The sequence below is a fragment of the Mesorhizobium sp. LNJC394B00 genome, from assembly GCF_000502555.1.
Lineage (GTDB): Bacteria > Pseudomonadota > Alphaproteobacteria > Rhizobiales > Rhizobiaceae > Mesorhizobium.
The window spans coordinates 117,225-129,511 of the sequence record NZ_AYWH01000008.1 but is presented as its reverse complement, the minus strand read 5'-3'; the positions used below and the strand labels follow the sequence as shown (position 1 = coordinate 129,511).

Below are 12,287 nucleotides of genomic sequence, written 5' to 3'. Positions count from 1 at the left end.
CACCCTCATCAGGCCGGCGTGGCCATCGCCGTCTCGTCCTGCTTCGGACGATTGGCGGGCAATTGCTGGCCGGTCAGCACATAATACGCATTTTCGGCGATGTTGGTGACATGATCGCCGATGCGCTCAAGATTCTTGGCGCAGAACAAGAGATGCGTGCAGGCGGTGATGTTGCGAGGGTCTTCCATCATGTAGGTCAAGAGCTCACGAAACACGGACGTGTATTTGACGTCGATGCGCTCGTCGTCATTCCTGAGTTTTGCAAGAGCTGCCGCATCGGTGGCGGCATATTCCTCGACGACGCCTTGCACCTGGATCAGCACCAGTTGCGCCATGGCATCGATGGAGTGCGAGAGGTCGCGCGGCGTGACGCTCAAGCCCACGGTGCCGACGCGTTTGGCGATGTTCTTGGCGAGATCGCCGATGCGCTCGAGGTCGCCGGCCATGCGGATCGAGCCGACCACGGCGCGCAGATCGTTGGCCATCGGCTGGCGCTTGGCGATCAGCGTGATGGCGCGGTCGTCCAGTTCGCGCTGGCGCGCATCCATGATGGCGTCGTCGGAAACGACACGCTGTGCCAGCGCATTGTCCGAATTGAGCAGCGCCCTGGTCGAGCCGCTGACCATCGAGCCTGCCAGATCGCCCATGTCGCGGATCAGCTTGCTGATCTGCCCGAGCTCTTCATCGAAGGAGGCGACGGTATGTTCACCCATGATCTTGGTCCTCGTGCCTGAAATTCACCCGCCGGAAGGTTCAGCCGAAGCGGCCGGTAATGTAATCTTGGGTGCGCTTGTCGTCGGGGTTGGTGAACATCTTGTCGGTTGCGCCCTCCTCGACGAGATAGCCGAGATGGAACATCGCCGTGCGCTGCGACACGCGCGCCGCCTGCTGCATCGAATGGGTGACGATGACGATCGTGTAGTTCTGGCGCAGTTCGTCGATCAGCTCCTCGACACGGGCGGTGGCGATCGGATCAAGCGCCGAGCAGGGCTCATCCATCAGGATCACTTCCGGCGACACGGCGATGGCGCGCGCGATGCACAGGCGCTGCTGCTGGCCGCCGGACAGGCCGGTGCCGGGCTCCTGCAGGCGGTCCTTGACCTCGTTCCAGATCGCCGCCTTCTTCAGGCTCTGCTCGACGATCTGGTCCATGTCGGACTTGCGCTTGGCCAGCCCATGGATGCGCGGGCCGTAGGCGACGTTCTCGTAGATCGACTTCGGGAACGGATTGGGTTTCTGGAACACCATGCCGACGCGTGCGCGCAGTTCGACGACATCGATGTTCTTGTCGTAGATGTCGTCTTCATCGAGCGTGATCTTGCCGGTCACCCGCGCCGAATCGATGGTGTCGTTCATGCGGTTGAGGCAGCGCAGGAAGGTCGACTTGCCGCAGCCGGACGGGCCGATCAGCGCCGTCACCTGGTTCTGGCGGACGTCGAGATTGACGTCGAACAACGCCTGCTTCTCGCCGTAGAAGACGCCGACCTTGTCGCCGCGCATCTTGATGACTTCGTTCGACTTGGCGTTCATTTTGTCGCCCACTGCATTTTCAAGGGACTGTTCGGTCATGATGTTCATACCAAATTGCCTTTTTTCTACCAGCGCCGCTCGAACCGGCGCCGAAGCACGATCGCGGTGATGTTCATGGCCATGAGGAAGACGAGCAGGATGATGATGGCGCCGGACATGCGCTCGACAAAAGCGCGCTCAGCCTCGTTTGCCCACATATAGATCTGCACCGGCAGCGCGGTCGCCGGATCGAAAGGCGTCGTCGGATAATCGGCGACGAAAGCGACCATGCCGATCAAGAGCAGCGGTGCTGTCTCGCCGAGCGCACGCGCCAGGCCGATGATGGTGCCGGTAAGGATGCCCGGAGCGGCAAGCGGCAGGATGTGGTGGAACACCATCTGCATCTTGGAGGCGCCGAGGCCGAGCGCCGCCGAGCGGATCGACGGCGGCACCGCGGCAAGGGCGGCGCGCGTGGCGATGATGATGGTCGGCAGCGTCATCAGCGTCAGCACCAGGCCGCCGACGAAGGAAGCCGAGCGCGGCATGCCGAGGAAGTTGATGAACACGGCAAGGCCGAGCAGGCCGAAGACGATCGACGGCACCGCCGCGAGATTGTTGATGTTGACCTCGATCAGGTCGGTGAAGCGGTTCTTCTTGGCGAATTCCTCGAGATAGATCGAGGCGGCGACGCCGATCGGCAGCGCCAGCAACAGCACGATCACCATCATGTAGAACGAGCCGATGATCGCCACGCCCATGCCCGACGTTTCGGGCCGGCTGGAGGCGCCATAGGTGAACAGGCCGGTGTTGAAATGCTCGGCCATCACGCCGTCGGCTTTAAGCTTGTTCATCCAGTCGATCTGCTGGTTGGACACCTTGCGGCGCGCTTCATCGACGCCGAGGTCGATCTGACCCTTGAAGGCCGAGTCGAGGTTCGCGGCAGCCAGGATGTCGACGTCACGCGTCCTGCCGATCACCGACGGATCGGCGGAGACGATGTCGCGCAGCTGGACGCGGGCGCCTTCCGACAGGAAGCCCTTGAGCTTCAGCATCATCGGCTTGTTGGCCGGATCGATGCCGAGCTTGGCCACCAGCGCGTTTTCGGCGAGCTTGGGATAGTTCGCCTTGATCAGCACGGTAGGGTCGGTGGCGCGCTTGCCGGAGGGATCGATCACCTTCTCGTCGAAGGTCACCGGCAGCGTCACGGTCGTCTGCCAGAAGGCGGTGTAGCCTTTCGAGACGATGGTGATCAGCATGATGGCCAGGAACGCCAGGCCCACCGAGATCGCAATCACGCCATAGATGCGGAACCGGCGTTCGGCGGCATAGCGCGCCTTCAGCCCGATGTCGCGGCGCGGACGCGCGACGGCACCCGCCATCGTGTCCAGGGGGATGTCGGTCATTCGTACTGCTCCCGGTACTTGCGCACGATGTAGAGGGCGACGATGTTCATCACCAGCGTCAGCGCGAACAGCGTCAGGCCGAGCGCGAAGGCGACCAGCGTCTGCGGTGAGTTGAACTCGAGATCGCCGGTCAGCTGGTTGACAATCTTGACGGTGATGGTCGTCATCGCCTCGAACGGATTGGCCGTCAGATTGGCGGCGACGCCCGCCGCCAGCACGACGATCATCGTCTCGCCGATGGCGCGCGACGCCGTCAACAGGATGGCGCCGACGATGCCGGGCAGTGCCGCCGGCAGGATCACCCGCTTGATCGTCTCGGAGCGCGTGGCACCGAGGCCGAGCGAGCCGTCACGCATTGCGCGCGGCACCGCGGTGATGATGTCGTCGGACAAAGAGGACACGACCGGGATCAGCATGACGCCCATCACCAGGCCGGCGGTGAAGATGCTCTGGCCCTGGATGAAGGGAGAGCCGCCGGTGAGGGCTGCCGAGAGGTCGCGCAGGAACGGTCCGAGCGTGACCACGGCGAAGATGCCGTAGACGATGGTCGGGATGCCGGCCAGCAGTTCAAGCGCGGGCTTGACCACCGACCGGACGCTGCGCGAGGCGTATTCGGACATGTAGACCGCCGACATCAGCCCGACCGGCACTGCCACCAGAAGGGCGACGGCGGCGATGTAGAGCGTGCCGGCAAGAAGCGGGATCAGGCCGAACTGACCCTGGCTGCCGCCGGAACCGGCGGCGGCGAAACGCGGATCCCACACCGTGCCGAAGAAGAAGCTCATCGGCGACACGCTCTCGAAGAAGGTGATGGTCTGGGACAGCATCGACAGCACGATGCCGACCGTGGTCAGGATGGCGATGGTCGAGGCCGCAAGCAGCCCCCACAGCATCAGCTTCTCGACGTTGTTGCGCGCCCTGGCGCGCGGCGCGATCTGCCTCAGCGCATAGAAGGCGCCGGCGACCGACAGCGCGAAGGTCAGCACGGCGCTGAACAGGCCGAGCCGGTCCTGGACCTGGTTCGCCTCGACCGCGATCGGGATCATATAGTCCTGGGTGTCGCTGGCCAGTGCCACGCCCTTGGCGGCGAGCAGCGGCTGCAATTCGGCGAAAGTAGCGGGAAGTGCGGTATCGCCATCGAGCCGACGCAGGCCCTTGGCCAGGCTCTTCACCAGGCTGGCGTCGAGCGCTTCGCTGGCGACCTTTGTGTCGGCGGTGCGCTCGGGCAAAGCGGCATGGATATGCCGGTCGAGATAGAAGGAAGAGCCGATATCCCAGACGGCGAGCAAAAGGACGGCAGGCAGGACCGCGAGCAGAAAGGCCCACCAGCCATGATAATGCGCGCGCGAATGCGGCTTGACCTTGCCGGTATCCTGCGCCGCGGCGCGCTGGCGGCCGACTACAAAAGCGACCACGCCTATGGCAATGACTATGGCGAGTACGAGCAAGGACGACATAACCCACCCCAGGGAAAATTCAGATCGCCGCCGCCGTTGCGGCAAGCGGCGAAATCAGGGCGCGGAGTTCATCCGCGCCCTGATCCGTCCGTTGATTACATTGTCTTTCCGGCGGCGAAGGCGTCGCGCTGGCCCTGACGTTCGGCGTCGGGAGCGGAAACCAGGCCGTACTGGGCGAGCGGGCTTTCCGGGCCGATCATCTGGTCATCAAGGAAGAACTCGACATATTCCTTGAGGCCGGGAACGACGCCCAGATGCGCCTTCTTGACGTAGAAGAACAACGGCCGCGACACGGGGTACGTGCCATCGGCGATGGTCTGCGTCGAAGGCACGATGCCTTCCACGGTAGCGACCTTCAGCTTGTCGGCATTGTTCTCGTAGAAGGCGAGGCCGAACACGCCAACGCCGGTCTTGTTGGAGTCGATGCGGGCCAGCGTCTCGGTGTAGTCGCCATCGATGTCGACAGCCTTGCCGTCCTTGCGGATGGCGATGCAGGTCTTGCCGATTTCCTTGTCGTCGGCGATGCCGGCAGCCTTCAAAGCGGCCTTGTCGCAGCCGGCGTCGAGCAGCTTGGTCTCGAACACTTCACGGGTGCCGTGCTTCTCACCCGGGATATAGGCGGCGATATCCCAGTCGGGCAGCTTCGGATTGACCTGGTTCCACTTGGTGTTCGGGTTGTCGACCAGCTTGCCGTCGACCACCAGCTTGGCGGCGAGCGCCTTGTAGATGTCGGCGGGAACCAGCGCCCAGTCCGGACCCTTGATGTCGGTGGCAAAGACGATGCCGTCATAGCCGATGCGGACTTCCTGGACGTCCTTGACGCCGGCGTCGGCGCAGGACTTCAGCTCGTCCTTCTTGATCGGGCGCGAGGAGTTGGCGATATCGATCGTGTCTTCGCCGACGCCCTTGCAGAACTCCTTGATGCCGGCGCCGCTGCCGCCGGACTCGACCACCGGGGTCTTGAAGTTGGTGAAGGTTTCGCCGAACTGCTCGGCGACGATCTTGGCGTAAGGCAGCACGGTCGACGAACCGGCGACCTGGATCTGGTCACGCGCAGCGGCGACACCGGACGATGCGGCGAACGCTACCGCCACGGCCGATGCCGTAACGAGGAATTTCTTCATGTGGCCTGCTCCTGTTCGGAAGATGGTCTCTTGGCGCCCTCTTCAAACCGGCGCCCGCTGAGGCCAATAGCCTTCGATTATTACAGTCGCATGACAGTTTCGTGTCAGCCCGGTAACGTCGCACAGACGTCTTGTGGGCCGCACCCTTTAAGCCGGTTTGTGGGAATGGAAGTTGCCGCTGGAATCAGACGCTTGCGCGATTCGTGCTGGCATCAAGTCCCGGCACACCGCAGGCCGCGATGCCGAGAAAGAAAAACCGGACGGGAGCGCGTTGCCCGTGACCAGAGCGAATCTTGGCCGAGCCATCGCCAAAAACAGGTCCGTTGGGGTAGATTCGACGCTGTTTCTTGTCGGCGGTCGCTTGCTCCCGCCCGTAACTGAATGAGCGGTTTCGTTGCGACCATTGTCCTGACTGGGCGCCAGCTTTGATATGGTGCGATCGCACCATATCCTTGGCTGTTGCGGCGCGGCCGAATCCCGGCGGCGCCGCAGGTTGCTATCCAGCGTCTCGTTGGGCTTCGCCTGATATGCCGACCCAGCGCTCGACCTTTTCGAGCAGCGCCCTGGGGCTGATCGGCTTGGGCAGATAGTCGTCCATGCCGGCTTCCAGGCAGCGCTCACGGTCGCCCTTCAAGGCATGCGCGGTGACGCCGACGATCGGGATATGCATTCCCGTATGTTCTTCCAGCCGGCGAATTGCGGCGGTGGCCTCGAGCCCGTTCATCTCCGGCATCGAGACGTCCATCAGGATCATGCGCGGATTAAGCCGGCCGAAGGCGTCGAGCGCCTTGCGGCCGTTGCCGACGATTTCGAAACTGTAGCCGGTTTCGCCGATTATCTGGGTGAACACCATCTGGTTCACCTCATTGTCCTCGGCAACGAGAATGTCGAGCCGGCTTTCATCCCCGACGGCCCGGGCGCGGGCACGAACCGGCGGCGGTTGCAGCAAGGCGCGTTCCGATGCAGCGAGCGGCGGCTTTGCCGGCGACGGTTCGTTCCTGCCGCCGCCGGAACCGCTGCTTGCCGCCGGCAGCACACGGCCGTCCGTGATATTGTGATGGTGCCGCTGGATGGTGGCGACCAGCGTTTCCAGAAGCACCGAGGAACGCGCCGGCTTGATCAGCTGGGCGTCGATGCCGAGATCGCGATAGCTGGTGTTGGCGAGCGACTGGTCGACCGAGGTCAGCATGATGATCGGCGTGTCGGCCAGCCCTGCGGTGTTGCGCACGACGCGCGCCATTTCGGCGCCGCTCATCCCCGGCATCTGATAATCGAGCACGACGCAGTCGACCGGCACGCCGTAGGCAGCCGCGGCGACCAGCACCTTGAGCCCTTCGGGTCCGCTTTCGGCGGCGCAGGAATCGAAGGTCCATGACGCCATCTGCTCGCTCAGGATCGATCGGTTGACGGCATTGTCGTCGACGATCAGCACCCGTGAGCCGGTCACGTCGACCGGCATGATCCGCCGTCCGGTCTGTTCCTCGGCCCTGGGCAATGTCACGGTGAACCAGAAGGTCGAGCCCTTGCCTTCGGCGCTCTCGACACCGATCTCGCCGCCCATCAACTCGACCAGCCGCGAGGTGATGGCGAGCCCGAGCCCTGTGCCTTCGTGGCGTCTGGTCGACGAGGTGTCGGCCTGACTGAATTTTTCGAAGACGAGCTTCAGTTTCTGCTGCGGAATGCCGATGCCGGTGTCGGTGACCGAAACGGTAAGCTTTGTCCCCGTCGGCCCCCTTTGTCCGGTAACGTCGACCAGCACGTGGCCTTCGTCGGTAAACTTCACCGCGTTGCCGACCAGATTGGTGACGATCTGCCTGACGCGACCGACATCGCCGACGAACAGGCTTTCCAGGCCCGGCTCGACGCGCACGATGAGCTCGAGGTCCTTCTCCTTGGCGCGCGTCGATATCAGCGTCGCCACATCCTCGATCGCTTCGGGCAGGTTGAAGGGCGCAGGGTCGAGCACCAGCTGTCCGGCATCGATCTTGGAGAAGTCCAGTATGTCGTTGATGATGGTCAAGAGCGCGTTACCCGACTTGACGATGATATCGGTGAACGTCTTCTGCTTGGGATCGAGGTCGGATTTGGCCAGCAACTCGGCCATGCCGAGTACGCCGTTCATCGGCGTGCGGATCTCGTGGCTCATATTGGCCAGGAATTCCGACTTGGCGCGGTCGGCCAGCACGGCGCGCTGGCGCGCCTCGCGCAGTTCGGCCTCGCGCAGCTTCAGTTCGGTGATGTCGGTGGTCGACCCAATCAGATAGAGCGAACCGTCGGACGCGATCATCGCGCCCTTGCGGGCGAACTGGTGGCGCACGCTGCCGTCGGCAAGCGTCACCGTTTCCTCGATCTCCTGTGTATCGCCTGTGCGCAGCACGGCGAGATCGCTGTTGACGAAGGCTTCGCCGTCTTCGCCGAAAATCTCGATGTCCGTCTTGCCGATCGCGTCTTCCCTGCGGAGGCCGGTGAGGTCGCACCAGCCCNTCTTCGCCGAAAATCTCGATGTCCGTCTTGCCGATCGCGTCTTCCCTGCGGAGGCCGGTGAGGTCGCACCAGCCCTTGTTGACGTAGAACTGCCTGAGGTCGGAGCGCTTGGCGTAGATCGACACCGGCACGTTGTCGATGAGATTGCGGAACACCTCGTTCTCGCGCATGCTCTCTTCCAGCGCCTGCTCGCGCGCCTTGACGTCGGTGATGTCGGTGCTGGAGCCGACAAGGTGCACCGACCCATCGAGCGCCACCAGCCGGCTCTTGCGCGTCATCAATTGCCGCACCGTGCCGTCGCGATGGGTAACGGGCTCCTCGATCTCGCGGCCGCGGCCGGTGACGACGACCTCGGTGTCGTCATGGGTGTAGGTTTCGGCGTCGTCGATGCCGAAAAGCTGGAGATCGGTCCGGCCGATGACTTCCTCCTTGGGGATGCCGGTCAGCGCGCACCAGGCCTTGTTGACGAATTCCATGCTCAGATCCTGCGCCTTGATGAAGGCGGCGACCGGCAGTTCGTCCATGACGTGGCGGAACAGGTCGATCTGGCGCATGCTTTCCTGCAGCGCCTTTTCGCGGCTCTTGATCTCCGAGATGTCGACGCGCACGCCGATGAAGGTGCCGTCCTCGGTGCGCATATCGTAGACCTGATACCAGCGGCCGTCCGCATTGAGGCGCTCATAGGACGAGTTGGGCAGGCGATAGCGGGCGAGGATGGCATTGAGCCAGACATCGGGGTCGCCTTCATAGAGCCTATCGATTTCTCGATCGCCGCTCGATCGGAAATAGCCGACCGAATGTCCGAGTTCCAGGGCCTCGCGGAAGCTGCGGCCGGGCTGCCATGCCGGTTTCAGCTCCGGCAGCGTGTCCTGCAGCTTGCGGTTTGCAAAGACGAACTTGTCGTCGCGGTCATAGATGATGACGGCCGCCGGCAGCGACTCCAGCACCGTGGTGAGGTTCTTGCGGGCGTCCTCGGCTTCGGTCTCGCGGCGCTTCATGTCGGAGATGTCGAACAGGAAACCGGCGACATAGTTGCGGCCGCTGGGCATGCCGACGCGGTTCTTGCGCACGATGCGCGAGCGGCTGGCGCCCTCGGCGTCGAAAGTCTCCTCGACCTCGTAGGGCGTGCCGGTCGCCAGCACGGCGCGTTCGCTGTCTTCGAATTGCGCGGCGTCCTTTTGCTTGAGGAAGTCGCCGCCGGGCCTGCCCAGCATCGCTTGCGGGCTCTGTCCGAACAGTGCCGAAAACGCCTCATTGACGAAGACGAAACGCAGATTGTCGTCCTTGACGAAGATCGGGTCCTTGACGCCGTTGATCACCGCCTCGGCCAGCCGCGATTTCTCCAGCGCTTGGGCGAGTTCAGCCTCGCGATCCTTCATGTTGGTGACGTCGACATAGGAGATCAGCCTTTTGCCGCCGGCGAGCGGCGCCAGCGAGGCAATCAGCGTACGGCCGTCATTGCGTGGCAGTTGCCTGGAGCCAACCAGGCCGGCCGAGATTTCTGCTTCGCGCTCGGCGATGTGGCCCTGCCATTCGGCATCGTCAGCACCGTACGGGTCCATATCGCGGCTGGCCTGCATCAGTTCGCGGAAGCCGCAGCCGATGCCGGCGCGTCGGGGATCGATTTCCCAGAAATCATAGAAGGCGCGGTTGATCACCTCCGCGCGCATCTCCGCATCGAGGACAAGCACGCCGATCGGCATCTGGTCGACCATCGTGCGAAGATTGGCGAAGGTCTCCGTGATTTTGGCGTTGGCACTCTCGATCTCTGCGTCGCGACGCTTGAGCTCGGAGACGTCGTAGTAGGTCAACAGCCGCTTGCCGCCGGACAATGCCGTCACCGAGAACATCATCGTCCTGCCGTTGGCATGGAGAAATTCGCGTGGCGCAACCGAGCCGGCGCTGATCTCCTCGATGCGGGTGGCGAGGTAGTGCTGCCACTGCTGTTCATCGAGATCGCCGTAGATGCCGTTGCGGCGGTTGAGTTCCATCAACAGGCTGAACGGCGCGCCGACCGTGACGGCGCCGTCGGGAATCCTGGAGAGCTCGCGATAGGCCTTGTTGACGATGAGCGTATCGAACTTCGCGTCAAGCACCACGACGCCCATATGCATGGCATCCATCGTCCGCTCGAGATCGGCGAGGTGCTGCGTGGCCTCGCCGGCCGGCGGATCGCTCTCCTCCTCCCGCAGTTCGTCCAGCGCACCGGCCAGTGCCGTGACGTTGCGGCCGATGCCGCGATAGCCGATGAATTCGCCTTCGCCGTCGAACCGCGGGGAACCGGTGATCGAAACCCAGCGGCAGCCGGGACGGCCGCCCTTCAACTCATAAACAAAGTCGCGAAACGGCCGATGCGCCTGCAGATCCTCCAGATGCGCGGCGGCGTGTCGATTGCCGTGCACCATCTGCTTGAGGAAATCGAAGCGGAAACGGCCAAGTATGCTGGCGGGATCGATGCCGGTGGCGGCCTGGTAGTTCTCCGAAAGCCAGGAAAAGCGCAGCTCGGCGTCGGTCTCCCAGACCCAGTCGGCGCCGGCCTCGACCAGTTCGCGCAGCGCTTCGGGCGAACCCCCGACGGACGTATCCTCGCCGTTCACCACCCCTTTTCGGGAACCGCGTCCGCCGCGTGTTCCAACAGTCCCGTCAGCCATCCCGTTCCCACCCCGAAAGCCAAGGCCGAACCCCCTCAGCGGTTCGCCGGCGGAATGTGCCCGAGAAGCATTAATGATCCGCTAACCATAACCAATCCAGACTGCGGCCAGAGCCACATTGCCCTGCGGTATTCCGCCGGTTGTCGGCGGAACCCCGGCCGGGCTATAAGTCGGCGGGGGTGTTGCTGATGACCGGTTGGATCGTGCCTTGTTTCCTGTGCCTGGCGCTGCTTGCGGGCAGCGGCTGCGCACGCAGCTATGACGGCACGGTGGTGATCCCGAAGCCGCTCGATATCAGGCGGGTCTGGGATCGCGATCCGTCGCAGACTGAGGCCAGCCGGATGCAGGCGGCAGCCGGTGTGTTTCCGACGCCGCCGCCGCAGGAGCCCTACCGGCTCGCGGCACGCAGGCACACGACACAAATAGCTGCGCCAAGCCGGCACGTCAGGTCCAGCCCGCCCAGCATGGCTTCCGAACCGGCCAATCCGCTCACCTGCAAGAATGTCAGCGAACCCGGCAAACGCTACAGGATGGTTTGCGAATAGCTGGTACTAGAGCAATTCCAGGAAAAGTGTGAAACGGTTTTCCGTCCGGAATTGCGTAAAACAAAGACATAGAGCGGTTCGCCGTTTCGGTGAAACGCTCTAGGCGCAGGTTACTCCGCCGGGAAGAAAGCCGGCCCGACCACCCTGACCGGCCGCGAGCCGGCCAATGGCTCGACCGATTGTCGCTGGGCGGCGCCCCTGGCCTCTGCAGCGTCTGCGCCAGGCTGGAGAAGTTGCGCCACGGTGCCAAGATCCGGCTTCGCTGACGGCAAAGGAATGATCGCGTTGGCCATATTGGCTGGCGTCACCGTGCGCGCTCTCAGCTCGGCAACGCGCCGGTGATAGCGCTTGAGGTCGCAGGCCCTGAAGTTCGCATCATTGCGATATTTGAAGGCCGTCGGCAGGTCCTTGTAGGATGTGCGCGTATCGAGCGCGACCATCTCTTCGGTTTCAAGGCTTGGATCACTGAGCGTGTACAGGTCGACGCCGGCATCGTCGCAGATGTAGCGGCACTGATCGACCATCTCCTTGACATCGCCGCCTTGCACGAACTGCGATTTCGGCGCCGGGAAGAAATAGCCGTCGGAGAGACGAACGCAAAACAGCATCGAATTGCTGCCGATCATGGCGCCAGCCGGACGCTGTCTTTGTTGCCCGGCGGCGGGCGTGCAGCCGAGCGCGACGAGCCTGGCCTGCAGTCCGGACGCATCCCGGCGCGAAATCGCGGCGCCGGCGATCTGGCGTTGCACCTGTGTGCGGCTTTTGGCGAGGTCGGCGCAAGCATTGAAGAAGCCCCCCACCGCACTTTGCGCCGTGCACCGGCGTTGCCTCTCCAGCCCCTGGATCGCCGCAAGCTGGCGACGCAGCTGCGCAAGCTCGGAGCTGATCCCGCCGCTGCGGCCGGACGGTGCCAGCTGGCTCCTGAGCGCGGCGCATGGATCGGCAAGGGAAGCCGAAATGCCGAGGACGCTTGCCGACACCAGTGCAAAGGTCACGACAAGCCACAAACGCATCATCGGCGACACCTCGTCCTTGTACCCCTGTGGAGCCGATCGCCGCTCCAGCCGATTGAGCCTCAATGCGTGAGGTAAGTCTAATTCAAGAGACGCCAGCA

7 protein-coding genes and 1 pseudogene are annotated in these 12,287 nt (G+C 63.5%); 1 reads left to right on the top strand and 7 read right to left on the bottom strand.

Annotation, left to right across the window (positions count from 1 at the left end; genetic code table 11):
- Positions 1-8: 8 nt before the first annotated feature.
- From phoU to X751_RS01000000164130, 6 genes and pseudogenes are all read right to left on the bottom strand, one after another.
- Positions 9-713, bottom strand: coding sequence for a phosphate signaling complex protein PhoU (gene phoU, locus X751_RS140580; protein ID WP_023670109.1), 705 nt, complete (start codon positions 711-713; stop codon positions 9-11).
- A 40-nt stretch (positions 714-753) separates the two neighbouring features.
- A complete protein-coding gene (gene pstB, locus X751_RS140585) occupies positions 754-1,578 on the bottom strand; it encodes a phosphate ABC transporter ATP-binding protein PstB (RefSeq protein WP_023670110.1) in 825 nt (274 codons plus the stop codon).
- Between the two features lie 17 nt (positions 1,579-1,595).
- Entirely contained in the window at positions 1,596-2,912 is a 1,317-nt protein-coding gene (gene pstA / locus X751_RS140590; protein ID WP_023683971.1) for a phosphate ABC transporter permease PstA, read from the bottom strand.
- A complete protein-coding gene (gene pstC / locus X751_RS140595; protein WP_023745782.1) occupies positions 2,909-4,369 on the bottom strand; it encodes a phosphate ABC transporter permease subunit PstC in 1,461 nt (486 codons plus the stop codon). The genes pstA and pstC overlap by 4 nt, the downstream gene beginning before the upstream one ends.
- 95 nt (positions 4,370-4,464) lie before the next feature.
- Entirely contained in the window at positions 4,465-5,493 is a 1,029-nt protein-coding gene (locus tag X751_RS140600; RefSeq protein ID WP_023670113.1) for a substrate-binding domain-containing protein, read from the bottom strand.
- A gap of 496 nt (positions 5,494-5,989) precedes the next feature.
- Positions 5,990-10,628: pseudogene (locus tag X751_RS01000000164130) on the bottom strand (PAS domain-containing protein).
- 188 nt (positions 10,629-10,816) lie between these two features.
- Between X751_RS01000000164130 and X751_RS140605 the strand changes: the two are divergent.
- Positions 10,817-11,173, top strand: coding sequence for a hypothetical protein (locus X751_RS140605; RefSeq protein ID WP_023742935.1), 357 nt, complete (start codon positions 10,817-10,819; stop codon positions 11,171-11,173).
- 110 nt (positions 11,174-11,283) lie between these two features.
- Here the strand turns inward: X751_RS140605 and X751_RS140610 are convergent, their stop codons facing one another.
- Positions 11,284-12,189, bottom strand: coding sequence for a DUF2865 domain-containing protein (locus X751_RS140610; RefSeq protein ID WP_023737394.1), 906 nt, complete (start codon positions 12,187-12,189; stop codon positions 11,284-11,286).
- Between the last annotated feature and the right edge of the window lie 98 nt (positions 12,190-12,287).